14 protein-coding genes are annotated in these 17170 nt (G+C 44.3%); 5 read left to right on the top strand and 9 right to left on the bottom strand.

What is annotated here, in order from left to right:
* Window positions 1-11: 11 nt before the first annotated feature.
* Genes gspF through gspC form a run of 4 tightly spaced genes read right to left on the bottom strand, consistent with a single transcriptional unit; the run spans window position 12 to window position 5655 of the window.
* Entirely contained in the window at window positions 12-1235 is a 1224-nt protein-coding gene (gene gspF / locus L4C38_RS19915; RefSeq protein WP_428799292.1) for a type II secretion system inner membrane protein GspF, read from the bottom strand.
* Window positions 1235-2728, bottom strand: a complete 1494-nt coding sequence (gspE, locus tag L4C38_RS19920) for a type II secretion system ATPase GspE (protein ID WP_428799293.1) — start codon at window positions 2726-2728, stop codon at window positions 1235-1237. Before gspE ends, gspF begins: the two co-directional genes overlap by 1 nt.
* Complete coding sequence (gspD, locus tag L4C38_RS19925; RefSeq protein WP_428799294.1) at window positions 2725-4749, bottom strand: type II secretion system secretin GspD; 2025 nt, start codon at window positions 4747-4749, stop codon at window positions 2725-2727. The genes gspE and gspD overlap by 4 nt, the downstream gene beginning before the upstream one ends.
* Before the next feature lie 36 nt (window positions 4750-4785).
* The gene (gene gspC / locus L4C38_RS19930; protein WP_428799295.1) at window positions 4786-5655 is read right to left on the bottom strand and encodes a type II secretion system protein GspC; all 870 of its coding nucleotides are present in this window, start codon (window positions 5653-5655) and stop codon (window positions 4786-4788) included.
* A gap of 228 nt (window positions 5656-5883) precedes the next feature.
* On the opposite strand from gspC, the gene hslR reads away from it, so the two are divergent.
* From hslR to L4C38_RS19950, 4 genes are all read left to right on the top strand, one after another.
* Window positions 5884-6270 carry a ribosome-associated heat shock protein Hsp15 gene (gene hslR / locus L4C38_RS19935; RefSeq protein ID WP_428799296.1) on the top strand — a complete coding sequence of 129 codons (387 nt, stop codon included), beginning with the start codon at window positions 5884-5886 and terminating at the stop codon, window positions 6268-6270.
* A gap of 29 nt (window positions 6271-6299) precedes the next feature.
* Window positions 6300-7175 (top strand): Hsp33 family molecular chaperone HslO, encoded by an 876-nt coding sequence (gene hslO, locus L4C38_RS19940; protein ID WP_428799313.1) that lies wholly within the window; start codon window positions 6300-6302, stop codon window positions 7173-7175.
* Window positions 7176-7509: 334 nt separating this feature from the next.
* Complete coding sequence (gene pckA / locus L4C38_RS19945) at window positions 7510-9138, top strand: phosphoenolpyruvate carboxykinase (ATP) (protein WP_428799297.1); 1629 nt, start codon at window positions 7510-7512, stop codon at window positions 9136-9138.
* 110 nt (window positions 9139-9248) lie between these two features.
* Window positions 9249-11165: an AsmA family protein gene (locus tag L4C38_RS19950; RefSeq protein ID WP_428799298.1), complete on the top strand. Its 1917-nt coding sequence runs from the start codon at window positions 9249-9251 to the stop codon at window positions 11163-11165.
* Here the strand turns inward: L4C38_RS19950 and L4C38_RS19955 are convergent.
* The 3 genes from L4C38_RS19955 to L4C38_RS19965 all read right to left on the bottom strand — a co-directional run bounded on the left by L4C38_RS19955 (window position 11129) and on the right by L4C38_RS19965 (window position 13439).
* A complete protein-coding gene (locus tag L4C38_RS19955; protein ID WP_428799299.1) occupies window positions 11129-12058 on the bottom strand; it encodes a bifunctional GNAT family N-acetyltransferase/hotdog fold thioesterase in 930 nt (309 codons plus the stop codon). The genes L4C38_RS19950 and L4C38_RS19955 overlap by 37 nt on opposite strands.
* 63 nt (window positions 12059-12121) lie before the next feature.
* Window positions 12122-12556, bottom strand: coding sequence for a D-aminoacyl-tRNA deacylase (gene dtd, locus L4C38_RS19960; RefSeq protein WP_428799300.1), 435 nt, complete (start codon window positions 12554-12556; stop codon window positions 12122-12124).
* Window positions 12528-13439, bottom strand: coding sequence for a virulence factor BrkB family protein (locus L4C38_RS19965; protein WP_428799314.1), 912 nt, complete (start codon window positions 13437-13439; stop codon window positions 12528-12530). The genes dtd and L4C38_RS19965 overlap by 29 nt, the downstream gene beginning before the upstream one ends.
* Window positions 13440-13509: 70 nt before the next feature.
* On the opposite strand from L4C38_RS19965, the gene L4C38_RS19970 reads away from it, so the two are divergent.
* Window positions 13510-14151 carry a DUF2959 domain-containing protein gene (locus tag L4C38_RS19970; protein ID WP_428799301.1) on the top strand — a complete coding sequence of 214 codons (642 nt, stop codon included), beginning with the start codon at window positions 13510-13512 and terminating at the stop codon, window positions 14149-14151.
* A gap of 20 nt (window positions 14152-14171) precedes the next feature.
* On the opposite strand, the gene L4C38_RS19975 is transcribed toward L4C38_RS19970, so the two are convergent.
* The gene (locus L4C38_RS19975) at window positions 14172-14696 is read right to left on the bottom strand and encodes an AAA family ATPase (RefSeq protein WP_428799302.1); all 525 of its coding nucleotides are present in this window, start codon (window positions 14694-14696) and stop codon (window positions 14172-14174) included.
* A gap of 76 nt (window positions 14697-14772) precedes the next feature.
* A complete protein-coding gene (gene typA / locus L4C38_RS19980; RefSeq protein WP_428799303.1) occupies window positions 14773-16602 on the bottom strand; it encodes a translational GTPase TypA in 1830 nt (609 codons plus the stop codon).
* Window positions 16603-17170 lie beyond the last annotated feature (568 nt).

The following is a 17170-nucleotide window of genomic DNA, read 5'->3' on the forward strand; positions in this document are numbered from 1 at the left end:
TAATGAGTGTATTAACCGCTCATTAAGTTATTCATTTCCAAAATTGGCATCATGGTCGCCATCACGATAAACAGCACTAACCCAGCCATTATCGCGATCATCAATGGTGTAAATATACCTAAAGAGATGTTCACCATCGACTCAAAGTTCGCGTCCTGATTGTCCGCTGCGCGGGTTAACATACTCTCTAATGCACCACTTTGCTCACCTGACGCGATCATATGCAGCATCATCGGTGGAAATAGCTTGGTTTGATCAAGCGACTTACGCAAACTTGACCCTTCTCGCACGTGGTCGGCTGCTAGCAGCACTTGTTGCTTAACGTATTGGTTAGACATTACGTCGACAGCAACTCGCATTCCATCAAGAATCGGTATCGAACTTGAAGTACAAATCGACAAAGTCCGAGCAAAGCGTGCTGTATTTAAACCACGAGCTATTTTGCCAATAACTGGCATGCCTATCACTTTACGATCCCAAGCAAGGCGAATACTAGCCTTTGACAATGCCACGCGACATAAGTAAAAAATGCCAATGAAAACGATGAGAATATATCCCCACCAATTTTGCACAAACTCACTGCAAGCAATCAGTATCTGAGTCGAAAAAGGCAATGCTTGCCCCATTTGCACAAACTGACCGACTATTTTGGGCACCACAGAGGCGAGTAGGAACACCACTATACTTATGGCAAATACAACTAATACAATCGGATAAATCAGTGCTTGCAGTAAGGTGCTGTGCATCTTTTGTCGTTTTTCGGCGTAATCAGCCAGACGCTCAAGCACTGCATCTAAGTGACCCGACTTCTCACCGGCAGCCACCATAGAACGGAATAATTCATCAAAAACATGCGGATAATCAGCCAAGCCATCAGCCAGAGTATGCCCCTCTACCACTTTGGCACGCACAGCCATTAGCATGGTGCGAATACGTGCTTTTTCTGATTGATCAGAAACCGCTCGCAGACACTCTTCCAAAGGCATACCAGATTGAACCAAGGTTGATATTTGACGAGTAATCAAAGCCAAATCAGGTGTACTGATTCCACGCTTAAACGACACCGTTTCTTTCCCGCGTTGGGTTGATGTTTTTGCGCGTGTTGGCAACACATCAATCGGCATCAACCCCTGCTCTTTTAAGCGGCTACGAACTTGGCGAGCATTATCTGCTTCGATAACCCCTTTTTGAGATTTACCCTTCGCGTTAAGCGCTTTGTATTCAAACGCCGCCATTAGCTTTCCTTAGTCACTCGCATGACTTCCTCTAGCGAAGTGATTCCTTGGCGAACTTTATCTAAACCATCAGAACGAATCGCTTGAGTCTTTGGTCGAATGGCTTTTTCAATCGCTTGTTCGCCTGCTTCGTTGTGGATCAATTCTTGTACTTGCTCATCCACCACCAGCAACTCATAAATACCCGTACGTCCGCGATAACCTTTACCGCTGCACGTATCACAACCCACTGGTTTATAGAGTGTTAGCTCTTCATTGCTCGCTAGCCTAAACAACTCTTTTTGCGCCGTATCAGCTTGGTAGCTCTGCTTACAACTAGGGCATAGCGTACGCACCAATCGCTGTGCCAATACACCAAGTAGCGATGAAGAAATAAGGAAGGGTTCAATCCCCATATCACGCAAACGAGTAATGGCACCAATCGCCGTATTAGTGTGCAGTGTCGACATCACCAAGTGACCTGTTAAAGACGCTTGCACAGCAATTTGCGCTGTTTCTAAGTCACGGATCTCACCCACCATCACCACATCTGGATCTTGGCGTAAAATAGCACGCAAACCACGGGCGAAGGTCATATCAACTTTTGGATTCACTTGAGTTTGACCGATACCATCGATATCAAATTCGATCGGATCTTCGACGGTAAGAATATTGCGCTCATTACTGTTTAGCTCCTGCAAACCGGCGTATAGCGTGGTCGATTTACCTGAGCCCGTCGGACCAGTAACCAAAATGATGCCGTGCGGACGTTCAATCATGGCGCGGAACTGCTGATGCGTATGTGACTTCATACCTAAACTGTGCAGATCAAGACGAGTAGAATTCTTATCAAGTAAACGCATCACCACACGTTCGCCATGAGAAGACGGCATGGTAGATACACGCACATCCACCGCTCGGCCACCAATACGCAGTGAAATACGACCATCTTGTGGAATGCGTTTTTCAGCGATATCGAGCCGTGCCATCACTTTGACTCGTGAAACCAGCAATGGTGCCAACTTGCGGCTTGGTGACAATACATCACGCAACACACCATCCACACGGAAACGAATCGTTAGGCTCTTCTCGAAAGTTTCAATATGAATATCCGAGGCCCCTTCTTTAATTGCTTCACCTAACATGGCATTAAGCAATTTAATGATTGGGGCATCGTCTTCTGATTCAAGTAAATCCTCATCCGGAGGTAAATCTTCAGCTAAAGAGAAGAAGTCGTCATTATCGGCGCCAATATCTTCCATTAGCTGACGCGCTTCCGAAGAGTCGCGTTGATAGGCTTGAGTGAGTTTTTTTTCAAACTCATCATGGCTTACCGCTTGCAAAGCAAAATTGGCTGACATGGTACGCCTGACTTCAAGCAGAGCCTCTACGGCTAAAGGCTCTACGTAAAACAGTATTAACCCTGATGATGCTTGATCAAGTACCAAGTTAAAGCGTTTAGCAAAGCTAAATGGCAGGCGACGATGAGTAGTCACTAGCTCCAGATCTATCATTGCTTGCTTTCCATTTGATCGATAAACGCTTGAATCTCAGCAGGATGCTGACGTTCTTGACCAAACTCAGGCAATACCGGGATATGGCTGTCATCCATCAACTTAAGACCTTTCTCAGACTTATACAGCTGTTCCGCACGGATATAGTTATACTTACGCTGAGTAATACCATCAGCAGTCACACCATCACGAATAATGGTTGGCTTGATAAATACCATCAAGTTCTTTTTTTCGACCTGAGTACTGGTTGATTTGAATAGATGACCAAGTACCGGAATATCGCCCAGTAGCGGCACTTTCGATTCATTTTCCATTGCGCGCTCATCAATCAATCCACCTAAGACAATCATCTGACCATCTTCGACAATCACAGAGGTGTTTAGCTGGCGTTTGGCAAAGCGCACATCGACCGCACCATTGGCACCAAGTACGTTCGACACTTCTTGTTCGATATTTAGCTGAACAGAGTTACCTTCGTTGATTTGTGGTACCACTTTAAGTTTGATACCCACTTCTTTACGATCAACGGTTTGGAATGGATTGTCGTTGTTTGAACCCGCGGTTGAGCCGGTTAGCACTGGCACTTCTTCACCAACGATGAACGAAGCTTCGCCATTATCCATCACAGTGATGCTTGGAGAAGAGAGTATATTGGAGTTGGAATCGGTTGATACCGCAGTAAGCAGTGCCGTCCAATCACCCATCATGATACTGACAGCAGCACCATTCACACCCGCTAATGCTGAAGCTAAGGTGCTGTAATCGCCTGATTCCGTTGTCTCTCTGCTCTCCCACTTATTATCTGTTGAGTTCCAATAGCTTTCCGTTTTGGTGACATCTTTAGCTTCTTCCAAACCCACCATTACTTGCCCAAGTTGAGCACCAGTATTGCCATATTGGATAACCGCACCGCTTTCTAGCGAACCCCACTGCACTCCAAGGTTAATACCATCACCTTCTGCCATCTCAACAATTAGCGCTTCAATCAATACCTGCGCACGACGGATATCAAGCTGAGCAATCACGTTTTGCAATGCCGTCATAATCGAAGGTGGTGCGGTGATGACTAAGGCATTAGTTGATACGTGCGCCGCAATCATCACTTCATTGCTCGACGAACGAGAACCTTTAGCACCTGAAGATTTTTCTGCTTGAAGGTTATCAGAAACCCCTTTAAGCACATCAACCAAATCCTCCGCTTTAGCATACTTTAAGTACACCACTTGGTTGTTGCCTCGCGTTGCCATCTCGATATCAAGTTGTTGAATTAGCTTACGCAGGCGCTTACGTACTTGTGGATCGCCAGAAATCAGCACCGCATTAGTACGATCATCAGCCACTAACTTTGGCTGTAAAAATCCTGGAGTGTTTTTGTTGTCGTTACTTTTATTGAGTGCATCAACAATACGCACCATCTCGGCCGCTGATGCGTTTTTCAGATCGACCACTTCGATTTCTTTGTCACCCGCTTGGTCAACTCGTTTGATGATGTCGGCTAAGCGGTTTACCACTGCGGCGCGACCGGTGATCAGAATAATATTAGCCGGATCATAGTGCACCACGTTACCCGCCCCCGCATTATCATTGAGCTGACGCAATAACGGGGAAAGCTCACGCACAGAAACGTTACGCACTGTCACCACTCGAGTTACCACTTCATCACCGATGACATTACCATCACCGACGACAGGAATGGCTGACGTTTTAGCATCTTTCGACTTAATGACTTTTAAAATCCCATTGTCCATCTCAATCACGGCATACCCGTACACCTCTAGCACATTGAGGAAGAAGCTGTAGTATTGCTCTTCACTCAGCGTGTCATAACTACGAACGTCAATTTTGCCACGAACAGAAGGATCAACAATGATGGTTTTCTCTAAATTACGACCAACGATATTAATAAATTCTTGAATATCTGTGCCTTTAAAACTGGCACTATATTCGCTCGCGATTGCCAGCGGAGAAATTACTAACGATGCAGCCAATAACCATGCGCTTTTCTTAAGCCAATGCTTCACTTTTTTTGCTCCTCAAAGGATAATTCCCTGCGCGTCTTATAATTCGATGTAGATATCATAAGGTTGACCATCACGCTCTATCGTCAAATTCAATTCTGTTAGCTCTACTAAGCTGTTAAAAATCTCACCCATTGCTTCAGTATTACGCAAGTCTTGCCCATTTAGGTGAGTGGCTACATCACCTTCTTTTAAACCTACCGCGTCAAACAATTCACGACTTTTGCCCGCGCTCAGTCGATAGCCCATCGCTTCGCCATTGCGTTTGAGTTGGGACATTCGAACATACTGGAAAATCTGCTGTGGGTTACTCGCGATCTCCGCTCGAATTTGAGCAAGTTTATTCTTAGTTTGGTTTGAAAGCGGCGCGCTCGAACGTTCGTTGCTCACTGGGCTTGAGTATTTCAAACCTTCAAGCATCAGCGTTTCGTTACGCCCTGCATTCTCTACAATAATTCGATCAGATTGTACTTGTACCAACTTAACGCGAGTGCCTTCAATTACCTCATCAATACCATAAGTTGCCTGTTGATTATTTTTAGCAATCACCGCCAAGTTCTTTGCTGGATTCGTGCTGGTGACTACTCCGACTACGATGAGATTTAGGCGGCTTTTCGGCGCATCTTCCAATTTAGGTTGCCGTGTCGTTTTTTTCACTGCTTGGTAGTGACCAAACAGATGGCTGTTATACAAACTGGCTAAATCAAGGCTCGCTTGCTCACTCGGCTTAGAAGAAGATGACGTTGGTTGCCACTTAATCAACTGAGGCTGCTGATAAGGAAACCAAAACAGACGACCTAGAATCCATGCGGTAATCAACAATAACGTTATCGTTGCCAACGAACTCCAACGCACTTGATTAGCAACTAGCTTTTGTAAGGCTGGAGAACTAGAGCTGAATAGCTTCACTATTTTTCCTTTATAACGGACACCCACTTCGGTCAATGTCTTGATAGACTTCAAGCTATCTATATGACCCACAAACCATAATTCTAGCAAACTATAGAAATTGGCTATATAAAAAAGATTCTTACATATTTGAATGTTAATTATTTTCTTATCACAAACTTGAAAAATGGGCGCGATATCACCATTGTATGGGCAATATGCCGTGCGAGTTAGAGGGTAGAGATTGAAATGAGTTCCCCAACAGAAGCGTTACGATTGGACAAATGGCTCTGGGCCGCGCGTTTTTACAAAACACGTTCCATTGCGCGAAACATGGTTGATGGTGGCAAAGTCCATTATAATGGACAACGCAGCAAACCTAGTAAAATTGTTGAGCTTGGTGCTGTCATTACCTTACGTCAAGGCAATGAAGAAAAAACCGTAATGGTTGAGATCATTTCCGGTCAGAGACGGGGAGCGCCTGAAGCTCAAACTCTCTACAGCGAAACAACCGAAAGTGTTGCCAAGCGTGCAGAATACGCATTGCAACGCAAGCTGAACGCACACAACCCAAGCCCAGAGCGCCGCCCTGACAAAAAGCAGCGCCGCGATCTTATCAAATTCAAAAATCAATAAGCTGGACTGTCCAAATGACTGATACTGTAATCAAGAACAATGTTTTAAATCGCTACCTATTTGAAGAATTATCAGTACGTGGTGAGATAGTGCAACTGGATGAAGCATATCAACGAGTTATTACTAGCAAGGAATACCCTGTAGCGCTCCAGAAGCTGCTCGGTGAGCTACTCGTTTCTACCACGCTGTTGACTGCAACACTGAAGTTTGAAGGCTCTATCACTATTCAGCTACAAGGTGACGGTCCGGTATCACTTGCAGTAATTAATGGCGATCACGATCAGAAGGTCCGTGGTGTTGCTCGTTGGGAAGGCGATATCGCCGAAGATGCAACGCTGCACGAAATGATGGGCAAAGGTTATCTCGTGATCACCATTGAGCCGAAAAAAGGCGAACGCTATCAAGGTGTCGTGGGGCTAGAAGGCGACAACCTAACTCAAGTAATTGAAAACTATTTTGCCAACTCAGAACAACTGAAGACACGTCTATGGATTCGTACTGGTGAACACGAGGGCAAAGCTCACGCTGCTGGTATGTTGATTCAAGTAATGCCGGATGGTACAGGTTCACCAGATGACTTCGAACATCTAGAGCAACTCACTAACACAGTTAAGAATGAAGAGCTATTTGGCTTAGGCGCTGAAGAATTACTTTACCGCCTGTACAACCAAGATACAGTTCGCCTATTTGAACCACAACCTGTCGAGTTCCACTGTGGTTGTTCACGTGAGCGCAGCGGTGCAGCAATAATTACCGTTGATCGTGCGGAAATTAATGACATTTTGGCAGAAGAAGGTTCTGTTTCTTTACATTGTGATTACTGTGGCACAACATACTCATTTGATGCAGCGCAAGTGACTGAACTCTTCATTCAAGCAGGAAGTGGTCACAAGGATCTGCATTAATTTACACCGATTACTAAGTTGCAAAAATGTTACAACAGCCAGCATCTAGCTGGCTGTTTTTATATCTAAAGTCCCGCCGAACCTAGAATCCTTAGCACCGTACGTTATACTTAATTTCTACAAATTAATAATATAATTGATCTAGCGCAACTGTTTGCGCACACGATAAAATACCCGTACCAATATGTGACGAGTCACCTAAAACAGCAGGGCGAATATGGACGATTTTTGAGCTATATCCCTGTTTTCTATTCGACCCGTTGTTAGCATGGTGTACATATAAAAATAAAAGTTATTACAAAATCCCTACAAAAAAATCTCACAAGGAGCACCTATGACCGTTATGGAACATACAAAGGCTGCAACAATTGATCTTTCAAAGCATGGACTGCATGACGTTAAAGAGGTTATTCGAAATCCGAGCTACGAGGTGTTATTCGAAGAAGAAACATGTGCCGATCTAGAAGGCTACGAGCGAGGTGTTGTTACCGAGCTTGGCGCTGTCGCCGTTGACACAGGTATCTTCACCGGACGCTCACCAAAAGACAAATACATCGTCAGAGATGCCACTACTGAAGAGCACATGTGGTGGACATCTGATGCCGTGAAAAACGATAACAAATCGATCAACCAAGACGTGTGGAATGATCTAAAGCAACTGGTGACTTCTGAACTATCAGGCAAACGTCTATTTGTTATTGACGGTTACTGTGGTGCTAACCCTGATTCTCGCTTAAGTATTCGAGTGATCACGGAAGTAGCATGGCAGGCGCACTTTGTGAAAAACATGTTCATTCGCCCAACAGAGGAAGAGTTGACAACATTCGAACCAGACTTTGTGGTCATGAATGGTGCGAAATGTACCAACCAGAAGTGGGAAAAGCACAATCTTAACTCTGAAAACTTCACCGTATTTAACCTAACTGAGCGCATGCAATTGATCGGTGGTACTTGGTATGGCGGCGAAATGAAGAAAGGTATGTTCGCAATGATGAACTACTTCCTGCCGCTAAAAGAGATCGCATCAATGCACTGTAGTGCCAATATGGGTCAAGAAGGCGATGTTGCTATCTTCTTCGGTCTATCTGGTACTGGTAAAACAACTCTGTCTACCGATCCAAAGCGCGCGCTAATAGGTGATGATGAACACGGTTGGGATGACGATGGCATCTTCAACTTTGAAGGTGGTTGCTACGCGAAGACCATCAAGCTATCAAAAGAAGCAGAGCCTGACATTTACAATGCGATTCGTCGCGATGCTTTACTTGAGAATGTCACGGTTCGCAACGATGGTTCAATCGATTTTGATGATGGTTCAAAAACAGAAAACACGCGTGTTTCTTACCCTCTTCACCATATCGACAACATTGTTAAACCTATTTCAAAAGGCGGGCACGCCAACAAGGTGATCTTCCTATCAGCTGATGCATTTGGAGTTCTACCTCCAGTGTCTAAGCTAACGCCTGATCAAACTAAGTACCACTTCCTCTCTGGCTTTACCGCTAAACTAGCGGGTACTGAGCGTGGTATTACTGAACCAACACCAACATTCTCTGCATGTTTTGGCGCAGCATTCCTAACCCTACACCCAACCAAATACGCAGAAGTCTTGGTTAAACGTATGGAAGCTGCTGGTGCTGAAGCTTACCTAGTCAACACTGGCTGGAATGGCAGTGGTAAACGTATCTCAATTCAAGATACACGCGGCATTATCGATGCAATCTTAGATGGTTCAATCGAGCAAGCTGAAACCACACACATTCCAATCTTTAATCTACAAGTACCAACAGCACTGCCGGGTGTGGACCCTACCATTCTCGATCCACGTGATACTTATGTTGATCCATTACAATGGGAAAGCAAAGCGCAAGATCTTGCTCAACGCTTCATCAATAACTTTGATAAGTACACTGATAACGCGGAAGGTAAATCACTCATTGCAGCTGGTCCGCAACTAGATTAGTGACAATGGCTTGATTCTGATCACTAGCCCCTCTTTTGAGGGGCTTTTTTGTTGCAGCTAACAAGAATTCCTTACAGAATCATATATATGACCTATTTGGGAATAATACTTTGAGCAAGCGACTCGGTTATTTACTGCTGATACTATTGATTATCTTGGGCTGCACCATTGCTGCTCTTTATGCTGCGCTACGCACTCAATACGCCACCACTATCGTTAATCACTTGCTAAGTGGTTATTCCAATCAAGAGTTACAAGTGGAAAAAGCCAGCTACACGCCCCCCTTGCAACTCTCCTTACAAGGTATCTCATTTGGTAGTGAACAGCCTCTATACTTGCCTAAAGCCGAGATGTGGTTCTCTGCAGCCCTACCTAATGAAGGTAAATTGCATCTAGATGCGGTAATTATTGAGGGCGCAAATTTCTCTCTCGATCAAACGAGTCATCTCACCAAGTTACCGTTTGATATTAAGCAGTTAGCAATAAAACATAGCGATCTCAGTTTAGGTTCAATTTCTGCTCGTGGGGTTAATCTGCAAATTGAAAACCCTAATTGGCAACCTAACCAAGCAATCCCTTACGGTAAGATTCAATTCTCCTCAGATCAGCTTTACTACGCTGGTCAGGCGCTTAATGACTTATTAATTGATGCCAACTACCAAGCACAAAACAGTACTGTGTTTGGTGCATCTTTTAAATGGAATGGGGCCAACATTTCAGGGCAGGCAGAACAATATTCACAGGGCTGGTCATTGATTAACGTTACGATTAATCAATTAAATCTGACGGAGAACCAAGCAGATTTAACCTGGTTAACTCAATTGGCAAAAAGCGCTTCAATTCGAGATATCAACAGCTTGGACATTCTCAAGAGTAATTTAAATTACCAAGGTATCGAGTTGCTCAACTTCGATCTTTCACTAGAGAATTTCAACCTATCTCATTCTTGGTGGCAACAGCCTGATGGCTACTTGTCTTTCAACGCTGATACTTTGCAATATGATCAGCAGCAATGGGTGGAACCAAGTGCGACACTCTATTTTACTCCAAACAAAATCGAAATAGCTGAACTGGATACCGATTGGCAACACGGACGAGTTCAGCTTCAAGGCGCGTTTTCACCCAATACCATCCAATTGAAAAATTTGACGCTATCCGGCGTGAAATGGCTCGATGCCAGTGCAAAAAAAATGGATATGATTGAGCAATGGAGTCAATCCATTCAGCACATCAGCATTGAACAGCTTGATATACGTAACGCACAAATGATTCAAATTGCACAAAGACCTTTTTGGCAATTCTCCGGCTTAAACATTGAAGGAAAACATCTCACCTTAAAGCAACAAGGCAAACTTGGCTTATGGCGAGGCGCACTACAAATGACCGCAAACAGTGTCAGCTACGATAAGCATTTGGTGACACAAGCAATTGTTAAGATGAGCAACAACGAACAAGTATGGCAGTTAGATAGGCTGTTCCTACCACTAGACAGCGGATATATCGAAGCGACCGGGCATTGGGATAAGCTACGAGCCAGCGCTCCTTGGCAACTAGACTTAACCATTGAGGGGCTGCCCGTAGAGGGTGAGCTAGCGGCTTCGCCAACACCTATCTACCTGCAAGCAATTACAGATGTCAGCGCTCAGTTGACTGGACTTGCGGGTGATTACTCTATGCTAGCGCATTCACTCAGCGGACAGATCTCAGCTTCGTTGCGTGACGGCTATCTTGCTGTCGGAGAGGTCAACAAAACAGCACAATTTGAACAGTCATTCTCGCTCAATGACCTCATAATTAAAGCAGATAGAGGTAGAATCAACGTAAAATCACAGCCAAGCAAACTCGGACCAAAAATAGCGGGGAAAATCGATTTGATGCAACCAGAACTCGCGACTTTGCTGCTGTACTCTCAACACAAATGCCAGCGACTTCAAGCAGAATTAACCGCCAAAGTCTATCAACTCAACAATGACTGCGTAGAGTCAAGCAATCAACAATCAAGCCTTGAATCTAGCAACTCGTTGTAGTTTGGCAACAGCATGTATGTGCCTACAAATTCAACCGCAGCTAATGCACCACTATAAATGGTGACATGAATGACGATACGAGCTTTACGCCCACTGGCGAGGCGACCTAAATCACCGCTAATGCCATCGAGTGAGCTTTGTGCGACGGGATTTTGTTCCACAGGATGACGGTAACGAATTTGACTATCAGCCAGTACAATATCACCATGTAAACCACGTTCTTTGAGCAGTAGCCATGTCATTCCCCACCCCGTCAGGGTTGCCAACGTAAATGCAGAGCCAGCAAACATAGTGTTATGAGGGTTAAGGTTGGGATTAAGTTGGGCGCTGCACTCAAATTGATAACCAGTGTACTGATTGATCTTGATCCCCATCTTGTCACTAATGGGGATATGGTGTTCCCATCGTTCTTGTAACTCAGCGCACCATTCCGGCTTACGTAGAACATTGGCTAATGGGTCGAGCGGTTTTACCATTTGCTGGTGCCTAACCGGACCACGTTCATCGGTTAGTTCTCCACGACGCTCAAAACCGTTCTTTTCATAGAATGAAATGGCATCTTCGCGAGCATTACACACTAAGCGTTTCACACCTTCTTGACGAGCAAAAGACTCCAAAGCGACCAATATAAACGAGCCCATACCTTTACTGCGGCGATTACTCTTTACGGCCATAAAACGAATTTGACCTTCATTATCAGGGGTCACATAAAGGCGACCAACCGCCATCGGACGACCTCGTCCATCAACAATCATGCGGTGATAGCTCATCACATCAAATTCATCTCGCTCAGAACCATTTGGCATCTGCCAAGGTTCTCGCAGCATTTGCCAGCGAAAATGGTAGTATTTCTTCAGTTGGTTATCTGTTTGAGGCGTGATCAGCTTAAACATAAAAATCCTTTTTATTGCTGCTCATCATTGAGTGTAGGCAGCATTTTGCTACCCATATAGTTTTTACACTTGAAGCCAGAAAGTCACCGGACCATCATTGATCAACGACACTTTCATATCAGCGGCAAATTGACCTCGTTCCGTCGGCATGACTTGTGCACACTGCTGAGTAAAATAATCGTATAAGCGCTCTGCATCTGCTGGATGCGCACCACGAGAAAAGCCTGCCCGCGTACCTTTTTTAGTATCCGCCGGTAGAGTAAATTGTGATACGACCAAAACCTTACCATCCACCTGTTGAACGTTAAGGTTCATTTTGCCATCTTGATCTTCAAAAACTCGATAGGTGGTGACACGCTCCATTAAGCGTTTTGCTTTCGCTTCATCATCATCTTTTTCTACACCAAGGAGCACTAAAAGACCACGTTCTATTTCACCGACAACTTCGCCATCAACGCGTACTGCTGCTTCACTCACTCTTTGGATCAGAGCTATCACTTTGACTTCCTTCTTGATTATTAAGCATATATGTATCGCGGGAGTGTAGCATGTCTACCTCCCCACACCAGTTCTCTTGCTCACCGAGTGCAGCAGTGACTTCCGCACCCACTAACACGATCAACCAGCATAAATAGACCCAAATAAACAGAATAGGAATAGCGGCCAGTGCACCATAAATCAACTGATACGATGGGAACTGAGTAATATAAGCGGCAAAGGCTTTTTTACTCAATTCAAACAGCAATGCTGCAACTAAGGCACCTATCATACCATGCGAAAGCTTCACTTTTTTGTTGGGCACCAACATGTACAAACCAACAAAAGCCAAGAATGACAGAATCAATGGCAACCAACGTAATATCAATTGATACGCACTCGAAAAAACTTGGTTATCGATAACGGTTAATGACGTCACATAAGAAGTCACCGCGATACTTGCACCAACCAATATCGGCCCCAATGTAAGGATCATCCAGTACATCGAAAATGAGAATACTGCACGACGCTTTTTGGTCACTCGCCAAATATAATTCAGATTTTTATCAATGTTAGAGATCAGCATTAATGCTGCGACAAACAAGAATGCACCACCAACGGCGGTCATCTTGCCGGTATTACCAATAAACTCCAGCAAGGCAGACTTAACTGCATCCCCAGCAGCAGGCACAAAGTGAGTAATGACAAAATCTTGGATGGTATTGCCGACATCAGCAAAAATAGAAAATGAAGACAGTACAGATAACAACACCGTTAGCATTGGCACAATCGAAAGTAAGGTAATGTATGCCAAATAACCCGCATTAACGTTTATACGGTCATGCAATAGACGCGCTAAGAGATAGCGCGCAAATTGGGTAAAGTATTGAATGACGTCGGTCATTTTCAACTTGTATCTCCCTATCATCTGATTCATCCTAATTAATATTACTGATTGCCACAGGGACTTAAAAATGCCTTATATCATTGCGATGTTTATCGCCCTCGCCACTTTAACTGGCTGCCAATCCACCTATTACGCAGCAATGGAGCAAGTCGGCGTTCATAAACGCGATATTATGGTTGATCGCGTTGAGGATGCAAAACAGTCTCAACAAGAAGCTCAACAAGAGTTTACCAGTGCTTTGGAAGCGTTGTCAGCTTTAACCAATTTTGATGGTGGTGAACTAGAGACTGTTTATAACCAAATCAATGATAAATATGAAGCGAGTGAGAGTGCAGCGCAAGATGTGAGCAACAGAATCGCAGCCATAGAAGATGTATCTGAAGCACTTTTTTCGGAATGGGAGCAAGAGCTTGAACTCTACACCAACGCAAAATTACGTCGATCTAGTGAGCAAAAATTGCGAGAAACGCGTACATCATACAACACTATGCTCAAAGCGATGCAACGTGCCGAACAACGTATGACACCTGTACTCAACGCACTGCGTGATAACACTTTATTCCTCAAGCACAACCTCAACGCTAGCGCAATTGGTTCACTGCAAGGTGAATTTATCAGTTTGGAAAAAGAGATCGAGAGCGCGATTGCGCAAATGAATCAAGCGATCACCGAATCAGACAAATTCCTCAATCAATTGCAGGCAAAGTAACTTATTGTACTGTGAAGTGCCTAGGGGGCAATCACGCTCTCAACGAAGCGAGCACGCTCTTCTAGTGATCCCCAAGGCACATCCACTGTTTGATAACCCAATTGCTGGTAGATCGCCACCAGCGCTTCATGAATGGCTATCGCGCCTTCATATGGATATGGACGCACTTCATCTTGCACATAAATTGCCGAATGAGGACGACAAAAGAAAACTTGAGGGTGGTAGCCTTGGCTAGCATCACGATAGCGAGCCTCAATCGGTAATTCAGCCTGCACCAAGTAGCCACAAATATCAGGGATAGCTCGGTCTAAAAACGCAACTGGGTGCTGGTATGCCTGCTGTTTTTGCTCGCCCATATGCTGCAAACATAATTGAGCAAATCCTGGCAAGTCATGCCAAGGTAAGATGCCATTTTCTAGCTGAGCTTGCTGCTCAATCAAAGTGCGAGACACTTCATCAAAAGTGGCATAGCCTTTTTGTGCCAAAGCCTCAATTAAGCTGGTTTTGCCCGCTCCGGGACCACCGGTAATGATGATAGGTAACATATCCATTCCTTTACTGAACATAATAAAAAAGGCCCTGATATTATCAGGGCCTTTCATTTAATCGCCTAGCGACTAATTACTTAGGTGCACGACCTGCGCGTTTACGTTCGTTTTCAGTAAGTAGCTTCTTACGGATACGAATGCTTGCAGGTGTTACTTCAACTAATTCATCATCATCGATGAATTCAAGTGCTTGCTCAAGCGTGTGCTTGATAGCTGGAGAAAGAACTTGTGCTTCATCAGTACCTGATGCACGAACGTTCGTCAGCTGCTTACCACGAAGACAGTTGATTGTCAGGTCGTTAGAACGGTTATGAATACCGATAATCTGACCTTCATATACTTCATCACCGTGCTCTGCGAACAAGCGACCACGCTCTTGAAGGTTAAACAGTGAGTATGTTACTGCTTTACCCATGCCGTTAGAAATCAATACGCCGTTTGCGCGTTGACCGATAACGCCACCTTTGTGTGGACCGTAGTGATCGAATGAGTGGTAGATAAGACCTGAACCAGAAGTCATAGTTAGGAATTCAGTTTGGAAACCGATAAGACCACGAGAAGGCATAACAAAGTCCATACGAATACGACCTTTACCATCTGGTGCCATGTCTTTCATCTCACCCTTACGGATACCGATGTTTTCCATAACACTACCTTGGTGCTCTTCCATCACGTCAATAGTTACCGTTTCAAACGGTTCCATTAGCTCACCATCAATTGTTTTGATGATTACTTCTGGACGAGATACAGCTAGCTCGAAGCCTTCACGACGCATGTTTTCGATCAGGATAGATAGGTGAAGTTCACCACGGCCTGAAACACGGAAGCGATCTGGGCTATCAGTTTCTTCAACGCGTAGTGCCACGTTGTGTACTAATTCTTTTTGTAGACGCTCAAGGATATTACGTGACGTTACGAACTTACCTTCTTTACCCGCGAACGGAGAAGTGTTTACTTGGAACGTCATTGTTACTGTTGGTTCATCAACAGAAAGTGGCGGCAATGCTTCAACGTTGTTTTGGTCACAGATAGTGTCTGAAATTTTCAGTTCACCAAGACCTGTGATTGCGATGATATCACCAGCGTCTGCTTGCTCAACTTCGTGACGATCAAGACCAAGGTAGCCCATTACTGTGCCTACTTTGCCGTTACGTTTTTTACCGTCAGAGCCTACGATTGTTACTTGTTGATTTGGTTTAACAGAACCACGAGTAACACGAGCAACACCGATAACACCTACGTATGAGCTGTAATCTAGTTGAGAGATTTGCATTTGTAGTGAACCATCACGGTCAACGTCTGGTGCATCTACGTTATCAACAACTGCTTGGAACAATGGTTCCATGTTCTCGCCAGTTTCGCCTTCTTCCATTGTCGCCCAGCCGTTTAGAGCAGAAGCGTAAACAGTAGTGAAGTCTAGTTGCTCATCAGTCGCGCCTAGGTTATCAAATAGATCAAAGATTTGATCCATAACCCATTCAGGACGAGCGCCAGGACGGTCAATCTTGTTGATTACAACGATTGGCTTAAGACCGTGTGCGAATGCTTTTTGAGTAACGAAACGAGTTTGAGGCATTGGGCCGTCAACTGCATCAACGATAAGTAGTACTGAATCTACCATTGACATGATACGCTCAACTTCACCACCGAAGTCCGCGTGTCCCGGAGTATCTACGATGTTGATGCGGTAATCATTCCAGTTAATTGCTGTGTTTTTAGCAAGAATGGTGATACCACGTTCTTTTTCGATGTCGTTCGAGTCCATGACACGCTCTTCAGCTTCGCCACGAGACTCTAAGGTACCTGATTGCTGTAGCAGTTTATCAACCAGTGTTGTTTTACCGTGGTCAACGTGCGCGATGATCGCGATATTTCTTAATTTATCAATCTGTGTAGTAGCCATGGATTATGATTCACTTATAAAAGAAATGACCCTCAGCGAATGTAATTCAGCCAAGCATCATTTATTTGATTAAAAAAACGACCGTAATGTACCAGATTTTAGCGAAAATCCTAGAAATATGTGATCCATCCCTGAGCTTTTCACCGATAAAATGTGAATTTAGTAGCCTATATTTCACTCAAACCCTTACTAGACCTTAAGCATAGCCAACATTCCTATCATTTTTCGACATTTTACACATCTCAAGATTAGAGATGCCTCACCAAATTTATCTTGCTGTCGTTGACTTATTGTCAAATACTCGGCTGAATGGAATCCATCAGCAATGCGCCAATACAGTGCAGCATCAAATAATTGCACCAATAAAGTGCAAGCAAGGATCAATGTGGTGCATTAGCTGCCAATCGCAACCTTTTATTTAAACTAACGCATTGATATTAAAGAGTTAGTTTTTTTGGCACGAATTTGGCTAATAGAAAATCAGCATCGATTAATGAACTTAATTCAAGATTAATCAATGCGAGATTAACCAAATCGAGCTAAACCGCTTTAATAACACTGGAGGTTA

This window comes from Vibrio kasasachensis (assembly GCF_050337565.1).
In the GTDB taxonomy this organism is placed as follows: domain Bacteria; phylum Pseudomonadota; class Gammaproteobacteria; order Enterobacterales; family Vibrionaceae; genus Vibrio; species Vibrio kasasachensis.

Coding starts and splice junctions, on each gene's coding strand:
- gspF (WP_428799292.1), bottom strand. CDS start 1,235: ATGGCGGCGTTTGAATACAAAGCGCTTAACGCGAAGGGTAAATCTCAA.
- gspE (WP_428799293.1), bottom strand. CDS start 2,728: ATGATAGATCTGGAGCTAGTGACTACTCATCGTCGCCTGCCATTTAGC.
- hslR (WP_428799296.1), top strand. CDS start 5,884: ATGAGTTCCCCAACAGAAGCGTTACGATTGGACAAATGGCTCTGGGCC.
- pckA (WP_428799297.1), top strand. CDS start 7,510: ATGACCGTTATGGAACATACAAAGGCTGCAACAATTGATCTTTCAAAG.
- L4C38_RS19955 (WP_428799299.1), bottom strand. CDS start 12,058: ATGTTTAAGCTGATCACGCCTCAAACAGATAACCAACTGAAGAAATAC.
- L4C38_RS19965 (WP_428799314.1), bottom strand. CDS start 13,439: ATGACCGACGTCATTCAATACTTTACCCAATTTGCGCGCTATCTCTTA.
- L4C38_RS19970 (WP_428799301.1), top strand. CDS start 13,510: ATGCCTTATATCATTGCGATGTTTATCGCCCTCGCCACTTTAACTGGC.
- L4C38_RS19975 (WP_428799302.1), bottom strand. CDS start 14,696: ATGTTACCTATCATCATTACCGGTGGTCCCGGAGCGGGCAAAACCAGC.
- typA (WP_428799303.1), bottom strand. CDS start 16,602: ATGGCTACTACACAGATTGATAAATTAAGAAATATCGCGATCATCGCG.